Consider the following 18,921-nt stretch of genomic DNA (forward strand, 5'->3'; position numbering starts at 1 on the left):
CTTTAACGAAAGGTTTAACATATTGAGGTGGGATTAATCGAACGTCATGACCGTGCTCCATACAGAGGCGGCCTAACCAATGCGCACCACCACAGGCTTCAAATGCAATCAGACACGGCGGTAGTTGAGCGATAAAAGTTATGAGTTTTTGACGAGAAAGTTTCTTTTTACAGACTTGTTGATCGTGGGAGTCACAACCGATTAAATGAAAAGAAGACTTGCCTAAATCGATTCCAAGGACTTTGATATACATGAGATGGTTCTCCTTGTTGGTTTCGTCACCTTTCCAGCATAGCTGGTTAAAAGCGAGGGGAACCATCTCATTAAGCCGCTGAACTATTAAGTTAGCGGCAAAGGTCTATATCTACTTCATGATGAGAGCTTAAATAAATGCGAATACCTGTAATAGGAGGCAAAGCCTCCCATACAACGATTAAAGGTGTGCTTCTGTTGATTGAGCGGGTACTTCTAACCCTGTCAACGCAACCGTATGGTTATAAGTACTAACAAGATTGTGGTTAGCATCACCCAAATGCGCTTGAGCCGATACACCCAAGTCAGACAGGGGACTGTTAACGGATGCAAACCCCTGAGCGGTGGCTACTTGGCCAACTGCCAGGTTAGCCTCAACAGACGGTGCAGAGAAATCAGTTAAACCACCGGCAAATGCCTGTGAAGCCAAAAGAGCTGAAGAAAGAAGAGCTGTAGTCAGTAAAGTTTTCATGGTCGTTTCCTTAAATTCGTTAGCGTGTTTCGCTACTTGATGGTGCTACTTTAAAACCCCTAGCTGAAACGAAACTGAAATAAGAAAACTTTTTTTAAAAGTTTTTAGTTATATCTGATTTTTATGCTTCTGAGCCTCACCATGTATTTTTTAAAAGTATCGAAACTCGTCGAGTTGGTTTAGGCCATCATGTGTCAAAAGCGGATCGCCAGAAGACCAAATTGGCGATTTTTCAATATTTGCGAACCGCTGAAACAGATACACTAAGCAAGTCAGATGGCGCTGCGTGAGTCAGAAAAAAATTTCTTGGCATTATCAGTAGCACCGGTGTTTGCCACCCGCTGGTTGCTGCCTCGATTAAAAAATTTTTATGCACAAAATCCCGAAATTAACCTGTCGGTGATTGCCACTCCCGACTTGGTCAATTTCCGGAGCGACCCGTTCGATGTAGCCATTAGGATGGGACATGGGCACTGGCCAAATACCATATCAAAACGGCTATTTACTAAACGTATTGTGGCTGCTTGCCACCCTGACTTATTTGAAAAGAACAGTGGGACATTTGCTATAGAAGAATTAACGAAGCAACCGTTAATCCACAATTCTTCGATGAAAGGCTTATGGTTAGAATGGATGAGCTCTGCTGGTGTGGTGCCACCTAATGAACTATCGGGCATTGAAGTACAGGGAACGGCTCAGGTACTGGAAGCAATAAGCTCTGGCGATGCGATTGGTCTGGTAGACCTGAGCTTTGTGGGTAACGACCTTGATGCAGGTCGTCTGGTGTTAGCAAGCGAGCATGTGCTGTCCGGAGACGACGGCTACTTCCTCACCTACCCGGAAGCGACGAGTGAGCAAATCTCTTTACAGCGTTTCGAACAATGGATTTTTTCTGAGGTTGATCCCGAGTAATATGCCCAATGAAAGTCGTTTATCTAGCAAGCCCACAGAGGTCTATGTCTGCTCAGTAAGACCACCCACTCGTTCAAACGTCTCGATCAGATAGTCAGCAAAAGCACGCACACGCCTTGGCTGCGCCCGCGCAGGTGGAAACATAATCTGCAGAGGCACTGCGGGCGATGCGAAATCAGGTAGCAACTCTATTAGTCGGCCAGCACGAATATCAGCCCCAATGTCTAATTCTGATTTCAGCATTATTCCGAAACCTGCAAGGCACCATTGGTGGACTAATGCACCGTCATTGGCAACCCGGTCCCCACTGACAGTGACTACTTGTTTGCTGACGCCTGATCCAAAACGCCAAGAGTTGTCTAGTTTATGACCAAACCGCATCAGCAAACAGTTATGGTTTTTCAGATCGGCAGGCACTTTAGGAGTACCTAGAGCGTCGACATAACTTGGCGCAGCGCAAACTACCCTGCGTTTTACGCCTAGACTTTTCACTCGCAGGGTACTGTCTTCGATGGCGCCAAACCGCATCGCAATGTCGATCCCCTCACCAACGATATCGACATACCCGTCAGATAATAAGAGTTCAATTCTGATCTTTGGATGATCCTCGAGAAATATCTGTATTGCATCACAAACAAGTGTTCTACCCAGATCACTAGGCGCGCTGATTCTGATAGGACCAGTTAATGTCTGTGCACCAAATCGGATACGGGTTTCGAGATCAACGACACCATCGAGAACCTCTTTAGCCCCTTCGAGTAAAGTTCGACCTTCTTCAGTCAGACTAATGGCCCGGGTTGTACGGTTCAAGAGCACCACACCGTAATGTGCTTCTAGCGCCGCTAGCCGTTCTGACACGGTTGTAGAGGATAACCCAACCTCACGACCCGCGGCTGTGAGGCTACCGGATTCTACAATTTTAATAAAAAGATCAATATTAGCGAGCAGCATTGTACGGATTTCCCGGATTTATATTTTGTATTATGGCTGTTTATCCGACAAGAACAAATCAATAAGATGAATTCATCATCAACACCAGAGACTTTAATGATGGGCATAATTAGCATCGTCGCAAATATCTATGCAAACGCGATCCAAATTAATGTCAGCGCGCCACTGCTTGAAATGCCAAACGATTCCAACTGTGTCGTTACTGCAGACAGGCACTTCAACTAACAAAACGTTTACAAGGAAAATATCATGCCTTTTTCAAAACTTAAAATTGCGGCAACTTTAGCTGCACTAGTACTGAATACCATTTCAGTCTCGGTGGCTGCCCAAGAGCTGTCGACCTATGCCAAAATTTCCGATACCCGACCTGGCAATATTACGATTACGTCAGATAACCGTGTGATTATCACTCAACAACCACTTGATGGCCCTTCCTTACGAGTAGTTGAAGTAAAACCGGATGGCAGCAAGGTGCCTTTTCCGACGTTGGATTGGGCTGATGGTCCAGAAAAAGGCAAGGTCGGCATCACCGCTACCATTGGTATTACCACCGCCAGCAATGACGTGGTCTGGATCCTGGATATGGGGGGAACGAACACCCCTGCACAATTGGTAGCGTGGGATAGCAAGGCTGACAGACTGCACAAAGTTATTGAGATCCCTGCGAGCGTAAAACAGCCTATCTCTTTCCTGCAAGACTTCGTGCTTGATGAGAAACATGGCAAGATCTACATTGCTGATATGACCTTTACCGCACCAGCTTCTGCCATGAAGCCCGCTTTTGTCGTCGTGGATATTGAAACGGGGCAGGCTCGTCGTGTGCTTGAAGCTGATAGTCACTTGATGCCGGTCGAACATGACGTGATGATCAATGGTGCATTGATGGGCTTTAAAGCAGAGGATGGTACGACCCAGCCTTGGCATCTAGCGATGAATGCAATCGCTATCGACCCTGCTTTCGAGTATGTGTACTTTGGCTCAATGAACAGTACCGATGTTTTTCGAATCGCTACGGCGGCGTTGGCTGACGAGGCGCTGGACGATGCAGCTTTAACTACGCAAATCGAACGCTATGCGGATAAGCGCCCTAATGATGGTTTCATCGTGGATGCTGAAAGCCGCGTGGTCTCTGGTGATATTGAAACATCGGCTATCACCAGATCAGGCCCTAAAGGACTTGAGATCCTCGCTCAGGACGATAAACGTCTACGTTGGCCTGATGGCTTTGCTTTCGGCCCTGATGGCACCCTGTATATCACCGCAAACCAGCTCAACACTCACCCAGCATTAAACGGCGGAGTAGATTCCAGTGATAAAGAATACTTTATCCTGACGTTGAAGCCTTGATACAAGAATAGTACGTATTCCAGACTTCTAAATATCATCCCTCCTTATGTGCGTCCGGTACTTCGGGCGCACTCACCCATGACTCTGGCAACAGGAATACCGGACAGTGCATATCACCAAACTCGATCACGTAAACATCCGCACCACTCAAATTGATGCGATGACGCAATGGTACACCGAGGTTCTGGGTCTGAGCATCGGCCCACGCCCAGATTTTTCATTTCCAGGTGTCTGGCTCTATACGGGTGAAGCAGCAGTCATCCACTTAGTTGGCGTCGATCGCTTACCGTCCATTGGGGCTGACCTAAAACTTGAACACTTCGCGTTTAAGGCGACTGGCGCCGAGATGTTTCAAGATAGACTACGGACGATGGGCATACGCTTTTATCAGGAAAATATCGACTCCATTAATCAGACCCAGATACACCTCCGTGATCCGGACAATAATCACGTCCATATCGATTTTATTTCTGGTGAATAAACTCGACTATAAATGAAAATTAATAGAGACATGTTTACACAGCCATTATCGCATCAGATGCTTTCTCAGCAATCATAATGCAAGGCGCATTCGTATTACCGCTAACCAAAGTCGGCATAATGGACGCATCAACAACTCGGATACCTTGCAAACCATGCACTTTGAGCTCAGTATCAACAACCGCCATAGAGTCAGTGCCCATTTTACAGGTACCGACTGGATGAAATACTGTTGCGCCATACTCCCGAATATACTCAAGAAGCTCTTCGTCCGTTTGCACATGCTCACCTGGCAGCATCTCTTTTCCTCGTACATCATTAAATGGTGATGCTGCAAGGATTTTCCTAGCGAGTCGTATACCTTCTATTAAGACTTTTGCGTCCTTATCGTCAGCTAAAAAGTTAAAATCAATATCAAGTTCTTTACTTGTATTAATTTTTACCTCACCGATACTTTTTGGCCTCAATACGCATGTATGAATGGCATAGCCATGCCCCCACTCAAATAAACGCCCTCGGTGACTGCGATATCCCGGTACAAAATGGAATTGAACATCGGGTATAGTTTCAGTGTCTGACGTGAAAGCAAAGCCACCGGCTTCAACATAATTTGTAGAAAGCCAACCTTTTCTATTGAAAATATATTTAAAAGGCGATGCTAATATAGAAGGTAAAGCCCCCAGAGAGAAGCCCAAGGTTTTCGTATTTTTCGAGCGTACCGTTACTAATCCATCTAGATGGTCTTGTAAATTTTTACCCACACCCGGTAGGTTATGTATTGGTTTTATACCTGCTTTACGTAGTTCTTCTTCTGGACCAATACCCGACCTCAGTAAAATATGCGGGCTTCCTAACGAGCCTGCACTCAAAATGACTTCCTTACTCGCCATAATAGTTCGCGAGCTGCTTTCACTCACCAACTTAATCCCAGTGACTCGATTTCCTTCCATTATTAAATGATCGACTGAGCACTTTGTTATTACGTCAAGATTATCTCGTTGAGATAAGACTGGTGCAACAAAAGCCCGGTAGCTGGATAATCGCTGACCATTTTTTTGTGTCAAATTATAGATGCCACATCCCTGTAACGATGCACCATTAAAATCTTCGTTACGTGGTAAGTTTATGGCTTTTTGAGCGGCATCGATAAACTTATATGAGAATGGATTTGGATCGTTAGCTTTATTTACCGCCAGCTCACCATCAAAGCCATGATAATCGCCACTCTGATTCAGTTCGTTTCTTTCTGAACGTTTAAAATAAGGTAATACATCTTTCCAACCCCAGCCATCGCAACCAAGAGTTGCCCAACGATCATAATCACTCTTGTCGCCACGAATATAAATCATACTATTCATAGATGATGAACCGCCCAGCGCCTTGCCTCTAGGAATATGTAATGGACGGTTGTTCATATTTTCTTGAGGTACAGAAAAATAATTCCAACTGTATGTTTGGCTTTTATACAAAGTAATTGTGCCAGCAGGAACCTGCACCCTAAGGCTAGCATCCGAGCCACCAGATTCAATTAAGCACACTTTTTCTTTTGGATTTTCACTTAATCTATTAGCAAGAACGCTTCCTGATGAGCCCGCGCCAACGATAATGTAATCATAGGTTTCTTGGTGCATAGTGGTCATCAGAACCCCCCTAAGAAGATGATTTTTAAATATAGAGAAATAGAGAAATAGAAAAGTAAAAAGTCAGTCAAACTGACTGACTTTTTATATGATTATTCTATAGACATTACTGCAATAACTGAGTCCATACTTTATCTACTAGCTTTTGAGCAGCTGGTGAGCAAGCACGTGTCATCTCAACAGGTACGGTTGGGAATAACTCAGGCGAACTTTTAGGTGCATGAATAGCATCTTCGGCATTTATTGCAACGGTAGGTGAATGGCCATAATAGTTTGCCTGAGCTGTTGCGTTAGACGGTTTACTAATCCAGTCCATGAAAATTTTGGCATTCTCAACATTATTAGAGCCTTTAGGTATAACCATAGAATCCATCCAGCCTACTAAACCCTCTTTTGGTTGAGCATACTCAATGGCAGCGCCATCATTCTTGCGGGCTTTCATTGAGTTGCCATCCCACCAGTTATGCAATGTCACTTCACCACCAGCAATTCGGGAGCCAATGTTGTCTGAGCTATAAACAGCAACATACTCTTTCTGAGCTTTCAATAACTCAAAAACCTTTTTCATTTGCTGGCTATCTTCAGTACAGAAAGGAATGCCTAAATATAATTGAGCAGCGGGAATAACTTCATCAGGCGTACTGAAAACTGCAATTTTTCCTCTTAATTCTTCAGCTGGCTCGAAAAACTCTTTCCATGAGTTGGCTGGACCTTTGTACAAATCACGATTCACAGTGAAGCCTGCACTGCCATAAGCAAAGGGGATTGAGTACTCAGAAGTTTCATCCCACCACTGATTTTTCCATTGAGGATCCACCTGCTGGAAAGCATACATACTCTTGGCGCCAAAATTCTCAAGAAGATCTTCCTGGATCATAATCTTAACGAAATGCTGACTTGGAAAAACAAGGTCATAATTACTGGCACCAGACTTTAACTTAGCTAACAGATCTTCATTCGATGTATAACTATCTGAAATAACATCAATATCCATTTCTTTTTCGAAAGTCTCAATCAACACCGGGTCTATAGACTCAGCCCATGCATAAATATTAAGCGTTCCTTCTGCAGCTACAGACAAGGAAAACGTAGTTGCACAGACCGCTGAAGCAGCAAGCTTGATCACTTTTTTCATTAGTATTTATCCTATGTTGTTTTAATTTATTTTTTAGTTGCGAAATACAAAGCAGGTGTAGCTATCAATAACGAAGCCACCATAATCAGAGTAGAGATTGCGTTAAGCTCAGGCGATACCCCTTGCTTAACCAAGGAAAAAATATAAACAGGTAATGTCGTTGCCCCACCACCAGAGACAATATTACTGGTGATAAAGTCATCCATTGAGATAACAAAGCTAAGCATCCCGCCAGCAAAAACACCTGGCATAATCAGAGGTAACGTTATACGGCGAAATGTAACCCAAGGCGTGGCATATAGATCCTGCGAAGCATGCTCCAAGTTATTATTCATTCCTTGTAACCTTGCTCTGATGGGCAAAAAAGCGAATGGAATACAGAAACACGTATGAGCAAGAATCAACTTCAACATTCCATTTTGAACACCCAAAAGGGAGAATAGAATAAGAATTGCTACCGCAAAAACAATCTCAGGCAGCATCAATGGCAAGTTTACAACCATGATAGAAAAGTTTTTATTCTTAATATCATCCCCTCTGGTCAGTGCTAGCGCTGCTGAAACTGCAATAACGGTGGCAATAAAGGTTGAAATAAAAGCCACTGTCAGGGACACCTGTAGAGAATCTACCAATGTTTGGTTATTTATGGCACTGGTATACCACTTTGTTGAAAAGCCATTCCATACTGAGACAATTTTGTTTTCATTGAATGAAAAAGCGATGATTACCATTATTGGCAGATAAAGGAATAAAAAGAACAATAAGGTAATAATGCCAAAACCTGGGTACCGGCTAACATCATTTTTATTAATGAAAAAACTCAACAAACGACCCATTAGTTAGCCCCTTGGTTCAACTTTGCAGCGCGACGCGCCTGCAAGAATAAGAATATCAAGACAATACAAAGCAATAAGATGGTCAAACTTGCCCCAAACGACCAGTTGCGTGACACTCCAAACTGATTTTGAATCAGGTTCCCCATCATCATCGTTTTGCCGCCGCCCAGCAGTATTGGCTCCAAAACTGTTCCAAGGCATGGCACAAAGACCAATATAAAGCCTGAAACAATACCAGCTTTGCATAACGGGATAATGACTCTGTACAGCGTCTGAATACGCGTGGAATAGAGGTCACCTGCAGCCTCTAAAAGACGAGGATCAAGCTTCTCAATACTGGCATAAATAGGCAGTATCATCAGGGGAATATAGCTATAAATCATCCCTGTCAACATCGCCCCATTGTTGTATAGCAGGCTATCAATATCATCGACGAATCCGAATAGCCGCAAGCCCGATTCAAGTACACCGTCGTTACTCAAAATCAGCACCCAAGCGTATACCCTAACTACCATACTGACCCAAAAAGGTAATGTTACTAAGTAGAGTAAAACCGGTTTAACTTCTTTTCTCTGACGTGAAATATAATAAGCGACGGGAAAGCCAATCAATAAACATAAAATAGCAGTCGACAATGAGAGAAGTATTGTCCGGCCAATAATCAACAAATACTGAAAATTCAATTCTAGATTATTATCCCAATCGTAGTTATAAAGAATCTGTGTATACGATTCGAGTGAAAAGAGAGGTTTATAACCTCCATAAGGATCGGAAGTCATCAGTGAGACATAAAAGATTATTCCCAGTGGAATAATCATAAGAAGGATCATCACTGTATATGCAGGTAGCACCCCCCAAAAGCGCATAGTTAATTTACTCATTCGCCCAGCACCCTTACAGACGCAGGTGAGAAGCCCAGGGTCACTGCCTCATTAAGATCATAGTTAATGTTATTACTAATATTATTTCGCATTGACACTCGAAGATCGGCGCCACTGGACAACTGGATAGTATAATGTGTATACCCCCCCATATAAGTCCGATGCATCACCCTTCCTGGCAAAGAAACACCATCCACTGATTTATTAATCGAAATCTTCTCCGGGCGTAACGACATGACTGCGTCCTGCCCTACTTTTACACCGGAAGCAGGAACATCAATATTAATTCCTAACGGTGTTTCAATAGATGTTGCATGCACATTACTACCGGTGACATTCACATCTAAGAAGTTCGTATCGCCAATAAAATCGGCTACAAAGCGATTAGTAGGGTTTTCATAAATATTGATTGGAGAGTCCAGATGCTGTATCTCACCGTGAGCTAATACACAGATACGATCAGACATTGCTAATGCTTCTTCCTGATCATGGGTGACAAAAATAAAGGTAATACCGGTCTGTCTTTGCAGATCTTGTAACTCTTCACGCATCGCCTGGCGCAACTTAAGATCCAGTGCTGACAATGGCTCATCTAATAGAAGTACTTCGGGTTCCGGCGCTAGAGCTCGGGCTAAAGCAATACGTTGTTGTTGGCCGCCCGACAATTCAGAAGGAAAACGTTTAGCAAACTGTTCCATATGTACTAACTTAAGCATCTCATTGACACGACACTCTCGTTTATCTTTTTTCCAGCCGAGCATTTCAAGACCAAATCCGATATTTTCCTCTAGATTCATATGCGGAAACAGCGCGTAGTTTTGAAATACCGTATTAACACGACGCTTATTAGCGGGAAGGTTTTCTATATTCTGACCATGCAGTATTATATTTCCTGTTGTCGGCGTTTCAAATCCGGCTATCATTCTCAATAAGGTTGTTTTTCCACAGCCACTAGGCCCAAGAAGAGTAAAAAACTCATTATCATGTATATCAAATGAGACTTTTTTAATTGCCTGATAAGAGCCGTACTTTTTTGACACACCCTTAATTTGAACTGCTTTAGTCATCTTTGATTTCCAATTAGTGTTATTACTGCAATGCTACGAATAAATAAAACTCAAGATATCTGCATCCCCACAGACTAAACTCAACGAAAGACGTAACAAATAACATTTTTTTAATACACTATATAAAAAAATAATATGCTCTATAGAAGGGCAAAAAACTAAGCAAGCCAAATAATAATTATTATGAATAACTTCAAAAAGACTAAATATTTTAAAATAAACCCAAAAACAAAAAAAATTCGCCCCAAATCTGTGCGGAATTATTATTACCGCACTAACTTAGGGATTTGTTTCTTTAACAAATTTTATTTAGAAAAAAGGGAATAATGACTATTGAAGGAAACGTACTTATGCAGGAGGCCATTTTCATTGAACACCAACCGGGCCGAAGCAATTTTACAGGCTGAACATCTCAGATAAGAGCGGCAAGGTCATGGAAGAACCCTTACGCAGACCGGTCTGAATGATACGAACCTTGATAGTGTCGTCACTGTCGACAAGGATGTACCCAATACAAGGAGCAACACGATAACTACCCAGCTTATCGTTACCAATCTTCCGTGGCCTATCTTGATCAGATGTAAAATAACATCATTCACATCTCCGCACAGATCTACTCACCAAAGGTAGTGCTGCTTTTTATTAAACTGCCTCGGATTCTAAAAAAGAATGAAATCATTCTGCATTATTTTTTTTAATACAGAAGTAAAGTTAATAATATTTTAACAATACAAGAAGTTCTCATAACCTGAATGGGCAATCTGAGGTGGCCGAGATGCTTGCTATCTATCAATTATTTCTGAAACAGCCTGGGTATCCAGCTAAGTGCTGCACAACGGAACAGAAACAACAGAAGATCACCGCAGTAATCAACGTAAACAAACCAACTGAATACGTTGTTAATCAGATTCAATAAGGCGCGCATACCGCTTTCACCGGCTGACCTGGCGCTTGGAAAACTGACCTTATCCGGCCTGTTGTAATAATCACAACAGGCCTTGCTGAAATTGTACTAACGCTGACCTAACCAGCTGATGCTAATTACGGGAGATAATAAGAATGGCAATACGCAAAGGTGACAAAATAGAAATAGATACGCTTGTTATAGGTGCCGGCCAGGCCGGTGTTGCCATGAGTGAGCACCTGAGTAACCTCGGAATACCCCACCTTGTTTTGGAGCGTAATCGTATCGCCGAAAAATGGCGAACAGGGCGCTGGGATTCATTGGTTGCGAACGGCCCAGCATGGCACGATCGTTTTCCGGGTCTGGAATTTGAAGGCCATGACCCCGACGCATTTGTGCCAAAAGAGCAGGTTGCGGATTATTTCGTAGCATATGCAGAAAAGTTTAACGCCCCCATCCACACGGGCGTAGAGGTGAAAAAAGTTGAGCGCAATGCTAATCGACCAGGCTTCACTATTGAAACCTCTGAGGGCCTGATCGAGGCACACCGAATAGTGTCTGCTACCGGGCCTTTTCAAACGCCAGTCATTCCGCCGATTGCACCAAAAAATGACAATCTCACCCAGATACATTCTGCAGACTACCGCAATCCCGGACAACTGCCAGAGGGTGGTGTTTTGGTAGTAGGAGCAGGTTCTTCAGGTGTCCAGATCGCAGATGAATTACAACGTTCAGGCAAAAAAGTATATCTCTCTGTTGGCGCCCATGATCGTCCGCCCCGCTCTTATCGCAACCGTGACTTCTGCTGGTGGTTAGGCGTTCTTGGTGAGTGGGATGCCGAGGCAATGAAGCCCGGGAAAGAACATGTGACTATTGCCGTTACAGGCGCACACGGCAATAACGGCACTGTTGATTTTCGAGCACTTGCCCACCAGGGTGTCACACTGGCCGGTTTGACTAAGTCGTTTAATGGTAACGTTGTAAGCTTCCAATCGAACCTTGCAGAGAACATTGCTAACGGTGATAAGAACTACCTGGATCTATTAGATGCAGCTGACGCGTACATTGAACGCAATGATCTAGACCTTCCAGAAGAACCGAAGGCCCGCAATATACTCCCGGATCCAGAATGCATGACCAACCCTATTTCTGAACTAAATTTGGCCGAGGAAGGCATCACTACCATTATATGGGCTACAGGCTTTTCCACTGATTACAGCTGGCTGAATGTCAACGCCTTCGACGAAAACGGCAAACCAGCGCATCAACGCGGCGTCTCTACTGAGCCTGGTGTCTATTTCGTAGGCCTGCCTTGGCTGTCACGTCGAGGCTCCAGCTTCATCTGGGGCGTCTGGCACGATGCGAAACATATTGCTGGCCATATCGCGACACAACGCAAATATCTTGAATATCGTGATTCCTCGCAACGCTAACGACAATCTAAAGTAAGAGTGAGGTCAGGTAAATATGCTGTCCCCACTCAAGAATGAATTAACGTCAACATACATAACTGGAGTAAGTCGATGCCTACACATACTCGAATCCGCATGTTTAACACAAAAGAAACTTATCCGAATCAAGCTTTGGATAATGACCTTTGTCAGGCAGTACGGGCCGGTAACACTGTCTATGTCCGTGGTCAGGTCGGGACCGATTTTGATGGTAATCTGGTTGGTCTTGGCGATCCTGCAGCCCAAACCGAGCAGGCCATGAAAAACGTAAAACAGCTACTCGAAGAAGCGGGCTCTGACATGAGTCATGTTGTCAAAACCACAACCTATATCACCGACCCCCGCTATCGCGAAGCTGTGTATAAAGAAACAGGTAAGTGGTTCAAAGGCGTCTTCCCGATCTCTACCGGCTTAGTAGTACAAGGGCTAGCTCAACCTGAATGGCTGATGGAGATCGATATCATCGCAGTGATTCCTGATAAGGACGAGACCTAATTTATGACATTTTCTATTGCGGGCGTTTGCCCTGACACCGGCATGGTCGGATGTGCTATCACCTCATCCAGTATTTGCGTCGCCAGCCGCTGTGCCTTCACACGTAGCGGTACCGGCGTTGCTCTGACGCAAAACATTACCAATCCGGATTTGGGACCGTTAGCGCTGGATCTAATGGCGGAAGGCCTCAACCCCACGGCGATCATGGCCGCATTAGCCGAAGCTGATAGCAATATCCAGTGGCGGCAACTCGGTGTACTTAACCTGGCTGGAGAAGGGATAACCTTCAGTGGCACTGAAGCGCTGGGGTTGTTCGCAAATGCCGAGGGTAAAAACTGTATTGCAATGGGCAACCTGCTGGAGAATACCGGTGTTCCCCAGGCGATGATAGAGAGCTTTGAAAATAGCACCGGACATCTGGCTGAGCGCCTTCTCAGTGCTCTGGAAGCCGGATTGGCGGCCGGAGGTGAACTAGGCCCGGTACAGTCAGCAGGTTTGCAGGTTTGTAGCGAACCAGAGTGGCCAACGGTTGATCTTCGGGTCGACTGGCACATTGAGCCAATCAATGAACTGCGCATGGTATGGCGTAATTACCAACCACAGATGGATGCTTATATCACTCGCGCCAAAGACCCTGCTAATGCAGAATCTTATGGCGTGCCCGGTGATGAATAACTGAGCCCTCAGCCCTCGTGAAAATATAGATCCCGCGCTAATGACGCGGGATTTTTCTTCGTTATATTCAGATAGTATTCTCAGCGCTCTTTCAGGAACCGGCTCTCAGGCCTGTAACATCGTGAGACCGCTTAATCACTACTAAACTTATATATCCCATTGTGCCGATCTACTTCAGCATCACTTCCCTACCAACCACTACATTAGCCGCCACCATCAAAACGCTGCTTCCTGCGTAAAGGTTACAAAGCTACCCTGAAGCCAGAACGCTAAGTTGATAGCCTGTTCTATATACTGCCAGGTAGCTGAGTCCTAAGCATTAGGCTCTTCAGCACCTACTACTCCTATCTTCACCCCCTGCATAATATTTTTTAATACACTTAAAAGATTAATAATATTTTAATGATGAAGAGATAAGCCCTATTCTCAAATGACAGATGAGGTATTGATAAATATCAATACTTACTCCTCAACTTACCCAGTGTGATCACGACTCATTTGGGTTAGTTCTCAAGTAATTATCTGTTTACTAGTACAGGCCATGGATGACTAGTTTCACAACTCATACACCGAATTAATTCGGCACTCTTAGCAACAGGAGCAGATATGGCAAAGGCACTTACTCTCGAAATTCTTGATCAACTAATCAGTTTTGATACCACTAGCTGTAACTCCAATCTGGAGCTGATGAGTTACGTGCAACGCTTTTTGGAAGATCATGGTGTGACCAGCAATCTTGTTTATGATGGTCTGGAGAGCAAGGCTAACCTTTACGCCACTATCGGACCTCAGGATAAAGCCGGTGTGATGCTGTCAGGGCACACTGACACAGTTCCGGTTACCGGCCAGAACTGGACTACCGATCCTTACCAATTAAGCGAACAGGACGGCCGTTACTTCGGTCGCGGCACCAGCGACATGAAAGGCTTTATTTCGGTGGTTCTGGCGGCTGTACCTGAGATGGTGAAGCAGAAATTGCATACACCTATCCATTTAGCTTTCTCCTACGATGAAGAAATCGGCTGTGTCGGCGTACGGCGTCTGATCGACACCATGCAAAGCTTTCCTCTGCAGCCTGCGGTTTGCATTATAGGCGAGCCCACCTCCATGCAGGTGGTGACAGCACATAAAGGAAAACTAGCTGCAAGAGTGACCGTAACCGGGAAAGAGTGCCACTCAGGAATGGCACCTCTCGGAGTAAATGCCATCAACTACGCGGCCCGCATGATTACCTGGCTGGAACAGCTAGCGCAGGAAAAAAAGCTCAACGGCCCATTTGAGAATAGCTACGATATACCTCACAGCACCGTACACACTGGCACCGTCCAGGGTGGTACAGCACTCAATATCGTGCCAAAAAAATGTAATTTTCTATTTGAAATCCGAAATATCGCCACAGAGGATCCCCGAGATCTATTAGCGCTATTGCAATCTTATGCTGATGAGCTGATAGCCGAGATGCAACAGGTCGATTCCTCTTGCGATATTAACATCGAGATTATTACTGAGTACCCCGGTCTCAGCACCCCATCCGACGCTGAAGTCGCTGCTTTTGTCCGTAAGTTGGCACAATCTGTTGCCAGCGCCAACATCAACTTCGGCACCGAGGGAGGCTTATTTAGCAGTGTGCTGGGTATTCCTACCGTTGTTTGTGGTCCCGGCAGCATGGACCAGGGACATAAGCCGGACGAATTCATTCACATTTCTCAGCTGCAACAGTGCGAAGCCTTTATGGCGCGCTTGATCAATGAGCTTAGCGCTTAATAATCCGAAGGAGGATAAATACCGGCAACTTACCTGTGCCCTTTAAATGGCTTAAACTCACACTAACCTGATATCAAAAAGATAAGAATTCTATTTCAGGAGTAAAAAATGTCTGACAATTCCACATATGCCACCAGTGCTGACGTCAGCGCTGACAACAGCGCGAACCACAGTCAAAAATCGGGCTTTCGCAGAGTACTGGGCCTCGGCTCACTGTTAGCTGTCGCCGTTGGTTTGGTTGTTTCCCAGGGTGTTATGGTTATCATGCTACAAGGTGCTGGTATCGCTGGCCTAGGGTTTATTATCCCGCTGGCAATCGGTTACATCTTAGCCTTGACCTATATCTTTTCTTTTTCTGAGCTGTCTCTGATGATTCCACGTGCCGGTAGCCTGAGTAGCTACACCGAGGTTGCTCTGGGCCACTTCCCGGCTATTTTAGCCGTATTTTCCGGCTACGTTGTAGTTGCCATGTTTGCTCTATCTGCTGAGCTGCTGCTGGTCGATTTTATTATTGAGAAAATCTATCCGGGAGCGTTTCCGCAATATGCAGTTGGCTTTGGCTTGCTGGGCATATTCACCGCGCTTAACCTGATGGGTATCGACCTATTCGCTAAGCTGCAATCGGCACTAGCTTTCATCATGGTTGTAGTACTGCTAGTCCTAGGCCTGAGTGCGGTGAGTGGCGTTGCTAACCCGTATCCTGAAGGTATCGATCTAACAGGCACTTGGAACCCGATGGGTCCAGAAGTAATCACACTGGTTGCCCTGGCAATTTGGGGTTATGTCGGTGCTGAGTTCGTCTGCCCGCTGGTTGAAGAAGTAAAGGATCCTAACCGCAACATTCCACGCTCTATGCTGCTCGGCGTCACTATCATCTTTGTTACCATCGCGATTTACTGCTTCGGCGCACTATTATATATCCCGGCTGATGATCTGGCTGGTTCTGCACTGCCCCACTACGATTTCGCTAAGGCTGTATTCGGTGATATAGGTCTAAGCTTTCTGGCTGTTGCAGCAGTAACAGCAACTTGCAGTACGGTTAACACTTCTCTAGCAGCTATTCCCCGTATGCTCTACGGTATGGCACAAAACGGCCAGGCTTTTCCGCAGCTAAAAAAGCTGACTAAAAACAAGACCCCTTGGGTTGCAGTATTGTTTGTGTCAGCAATCACCGGGCTGCCGATGCTCATTATGCGCGACAATCCAGATGCAGTCGGCCTACTGCTGATTTCTGCCGCTATCGCTTGGTTGCTGGCCTATATCATTACACACATTAATGTTATCGCCCTGCGCAGACGTTACCCAAACATTCACCGCCCATATAAGACACCCTTCTATCCTCTGCCGCAGGTCGTAGGTATCGCAGGTATGATCTATGCGGTGATCTACGCCTCTCCAGCTCCGGAGTTAAGCAATCAGATCTTCACGGCTACCGGTATAGTCCTGGCTGTCGTTTCTGTGATCGGCGTATTCTGGGTCAAAGTTGTTATGAAGAAAGACTTGTTTAAACCAGAGCCAATCGAAAAAGCACTGGACGCTGAATAACTATCAGTCGCTAAGTAGTCCCTTATCAGAATTTTACTTCTGGACTAAGCACCACTAAATAAAATGGGCGGTAAGCATGAGCTACCGCCCTTTTTATTTTTCAAGCTTCGCCCCCCCTCTAAGATACTCCAACCATAGGTATGACCTGTGGCCAGAAACAAATGCAGAGCCATCTGAATGATGCCATCGCCATTCTCGATATCTTCGCTGCTTCAATGGTAATTGCTCACTTCAAACAACCTCAGATTCTGCTAGTCGCAGGTTTATAGCTATATATACTAAAGGCTATACTAGGCACGGGAGTAGGTTTTCTAGGTGAAGCCTTCTTGCATTTGTTTTTTTAATACTGAAAAACAATAAATAATATTTTATCTATGCCAATGATAATAATACTCTAGAGGTAAGTATTCGGCAGACTAAATTACAATGTGGAGCAATCTCGAAAATGACCGATAATAAAAACATCAACATGCAAGACGTGTGGCAACAGGATAAAGACCACTACATTCATCCCTGGACTGACTTCTCGACCTTCAAAGAAACAGGATCGATGATCCTGACAGATAGCGATAACGTTCATGTAACAGACGGTGAGGGTCGGAAATATCTTGATGGCATCGGCGGACTCTGGTGTGTAAATATCGGCTATGCCCGTAAAGAAATGGCTGAAGCAATTGCCGAGCAGATCATGAAGATTCCGTATTACTCCTCTTTCGGCCATCATACAACAATACCAGCAGCCCAACTGGCCGCTAAACTGGCAGAGCTAGCTCCCGGCAACCTGAATCATGTCTTCTATGGTTGTGGCGGTTCCGTAGCTAACGATACCGCAGTCCGGATGATTCATTTTTACTTTAACCAACTGGGTAAGAAGAGCAAAAAGAAAATCATCTCGCGTATCGATGGTTATCACGGCAGCACCTATATGGCGATGTCGATTACCGGCGTTAAGTTTGACCATATCGGCTTCGATATTGAAGAGGAACTGGTACACCATATTTCTTGCCCTAACCCATACCGCCGTCCGGCAGAGCAAAGCCTTGAAGAGTTCTGTGACGAAAAAGTTCAGGAACTTGAAGATAAAATCCTGGAACTTGGCCCGGATAACGTAGCCGTTTTCTTTGCCGAACCTATTATGGGTGCCGGCGGTGTGATCGTGCCACCAAAGGGTTACCATAAGCGTACTCTTGATGTATGCCATAAGTATGACGTGCTCTATGTATCCGACGAAGTAGTTACCGCTTTCGGTCGTCTCGGTCACATGTTCGCCTCAGAAGATGAATTCGGCATCGTACCGGACATGATTACCTGCGCTAAAGGCCTAACGTCAGGCTATCTGCCTCTGGGCGCAACTATCATCTCCGAAAAGATCTACGACGTCATCAGCAAGCCACAGGCTGACGGAGCCCTGTTCACACACGGCTACACTTATTCTGGCCATCCGGTAAGTTGTGCTGCAGGTATTAAAAACATCGAGATCATGGAGCGTGAAAATATATGCGGCCATGTGAAAGATATGGGTGCATATTTCGAAGAGCAGGTTAAGTCACTCATCGATCTTCCGATCGTTGGCGACGTCCGTGGTCGTAAATTCATGATGTGCATTGAGAACGTTGCCAACAAAGAAACCAAAGAGTTAATCAACCCCGACGCCAAAGTTGGTAACCGTATTGCCGACCATTGCCAGGCCAGAGGCCTGATCGTGCGTCCGTTGGCACATATGAATGTACTATCGCCGCCACTAACCTTGACTAAGGAACACATCGACTTCCTTGTAGCAACGTTGCGTGAAAGCATTGAAGCGACTATGGCCGACTTGAAACAGGAAGATTTTATCTAATTTGATAATTACCCCTACACCTTTCTATGACTTACCACCGGCAACTGCCGGTGGATATTTCCGTTGTTAGTCTCCAACACTGAGATTTTTTGCACAATAAATCTAGTTACAGTGTTTTAGGAGAGCTTTCGCTCTCCTTTTTTTCCTAGTGCATCCTTTCTAGTAAAATATTAAAAAACACAGTAGAGTTAAATTTATTATACAGACATATAATTAATATTATTTTGTGTTCACACCATATGCACAGAGAATATTTTGCATTAATGATTTTAAA

17 protein-coding genes and 1 pseudogene are annotated in these 18,921 nt (G+C 44.8%); 10 read left to right on the forward strand and 8 right to left on the reverse strand.

Going from position 1 to position 18,921, the window contains the following annotated elements; genetic code table 11:
• Positions 1–253: pseudogene (locus tag BM099_RS16995) on the reverse strand (hypothetical protein); the annotation flags it as partial.
• A 180-nt stretch (positions 254–433) separates the two neighbouring features.
• Entirely contained in the window at positions 434–724 is a 291-nt protein-coding gene (locus tag BM099_RS17000; protein WP_090729722.1) for a hypothetical protein, read from the reverse strand.
• Between the two features lie 276 nt (positions 725–1,000).
• Between BM099_RS17000 and BM099_RS17005 the strand changes: the two genes are divergently transcribed.
• A complete protein-coding gene (locus tag BM099_RS17005; protein WP_090729725.1) occupies positions 1,001–1,636 on the forward strand; it encodes a LysR substrate-binding domain-containing protein in 636 nt (211 codons plus the stop codon).
• Positions 1,637–1,678: 42 nt separating this feature from the next.
• Here the strand turns inward: BM099_RS17005 and BM099_RS17010 are convergent, their stop codons facing one another.
• Positions 1,679–2,587 (reverse strand): LysR family transcriptional regulator, encoded by a 909-nt coding sequence (locus BM099_RS17010; RefSeq protein ID WP_090729729.1) that lies wholly within the window; start codon positions 2,585–2,587, stop codon positions 1,679–1,681.
• A gap of 96 nt (positions 2,588–2,683) precedes the next feature.
• Between BM099_RS17010 and BM099_RS20845 the strand changes: the two genes are divergently transcribed.
• From BM099_RS20845 to BM099_RS17020, 3 genes are all read left to right on the forward strand, one after another.
• Positions 2,684–2,812: a hypothetical protein gene (locus BM099_RS20845; RefSeq protein ID WP_269750452.1), complete on the forward strand. Its 129-nt coding sequence runs from the start codon at positions 2,684–2,686 to the stop codon at positions 2,810–2,812.
• 24 nt (positions 2,813–2,836) lie between these two features.
• Positions 2,837–3,934 (forward strand): L-dopachrome tautomerase-related protein, encoded by a 1,098-nt coding sequence (locus BM099_RS17015; protein WP_090729731.1) that lies wholly within the window; start codon positions 2,837–2,839, stop codon positions 3,932–3,934.
• A 106-nt stretch (positions 3,935–4,040) separates the two neighbouring features.
• Positions 4,041–4,415 (forward strand): VOC family protein, encoded by a 375-nt coding sequence (locus BM099_RS17020; protein ID WP_090729732.1) that lies wholly within the window; start codon positions 4,041–4,043, stop codon positions 4,413–4,415.
• Between the two features lie 34 nt (positions 4,416–4,449).
• Here BM099_RS17020 and BM099_RS17025 read toward each other — a convergent pair whose 3' ends face one another.
• From BM099_RS17025 to BM099_RS17045, 5 genes are all read right to left on the reverse strand, one after another.
• Entirely contained in the window at positions 4,450–6,054 is a 1,605-nt protein-coding gene (locus BM099_RS17025) for a GMC family oxidoreductase (RefSeq protein WP_232348824.1), read from the reverse strand.
• Positions 6,055–6,160: 106 nt separating this feature from the next.
• Positions 6,161–7,189, reverse strand: coding sequence for an extracellular solute-binding protein (locus BM099_RS17030; RefSeq protein ID WP_090729735.1), 1,029 nt, complete (start codon positions 7,187–7,189; stop codon positions 6,161–6,163).
• 26 nt (positions 7,190–7,215) lie between these two features.
• Positions 7,216–8,025, reverse strand: coding sequence for an ABC transporter permease (locus BM099_RS17035; protein ID WP_090729737.1), 810 nt, complete (start codon positions 8,023–8,025; stop codon positions 7,216–7,218).
• The gene (locus BM099_RS17040; RefSeq protein ID WP_090729740.1) at positions 8,025–8,906 is read right to left on the reverse strand and encodes an ABC transporter permease; all 882 of its coding nucleotides are present in this window, start codon (positions 8,904–8,906) and stop codon (positions 8,025–8,027) included. The genes BM099_RS17035 and BM099_RS17040 overlap by 1 nt, the downstream gene beginning before the upstream one ends.
• Entirely contained in the window at positions 8,903–9,973 is a 1,071-nt protein-coding gene (locus tag BM099_RS17045) for an ABC transporter ATP-binding protein (protein ID WP_090729742.1), read from the reverse strand. Before BM099_RS17045 ends, BM099_RS17040 begins: the two co-directional genes overlap by 4 nt.
• Before the next feature lie 1,059 nt (positions 9,974–11,032).
• Here BM099_RS17045 and BM099_RS17050 point away from each other — a divergent pair.
• From BM099_RS17050 to BM099_RS17075, 6 genes are all read left to right on the forward strand, one after another.
• The gene (locus BM099_RS17050) at positions 11,033–12,310 is read left to right on the forward strand and encodes a flavin-containing monooxygenase (RefSeq protein WP_090729744.1); all 1,278 of its coding nucleotides are present in this window, start codon (positions 11,033–11,035) and stop codon (positions 12,308–12,310) included.
• A gap of 90 nt (positions 12,311–12,400) precedes the next feature.
• Positions 12,401–12,823: a RidA family protein gene (locus BM099_RS17055; RefSeq protein WP_090729745.1), complete on the forward strand. Its 423-nt coding sequence runs from the start codon at positions 12,401–12,403 to the stop codon at positions 12,821–12,823.
• Between the two features lie 3 nt (positions 12,824–12,826).
• A complete protein-coding gene (locus BM099_RS17060) occupies positions 12,827–13,498 on the forward strand; it encodes a DUF1028 domain-containing protein (protein WP_090729746.1) in 672 nt (223 codons plus the stop codon).
• A 606-nt stretch (positions 13,499–14,104) separates the two neighbouring features.
• Complete coding sequence (gene argE / locus BM099_RS17065; protein WP_090729748.1) at positions 14,105–15,262, forward strand: acetylornithine deacetylase; 1,158 nt, start codon at positions 14,105–14,107, stop codon at positions 15,260–15,262.
• Positions 15,263–15,370: 108 nt separating this feature from the next.
• Positions 15,371–16,807 carry an APC family permease gene (locus BM099_RS17070; RefSeq protein WP_090729750.1) on the forward strand — a complete coding sequence of 479 codons (1,437 nt, stop codon included), beginning with the start codon at positions 15,371–15,373 and terminating at the stop codon, positions 16,805–16,807.
• Between the two features lie 445 nt (positions 16,808–17,252).
• A complete protein-coding gene (locus BM099_RS17075) occupies positions 17,253–18,647 on the forward strand; it encodes an aminotransferase (protein ID WP_090729752.1) in 1,395 nt (464 codons plus the stop codon).
• The last annotated feature ends 274 nt before the right edge of the window (positions 18,648–18,921 follow it).

Origin of the sequence: Neptunomonas qingdaonensis (genome assembly GCF_900113275.1) — a bacterium.
Taxonomy (GTDB): Bacteria; Pseudomonadota; Gammaproteobacteria; order Pseudomonadales; family Balneatricaceae; genus Neptunomonas; species Neptunomonas qingdaonensis.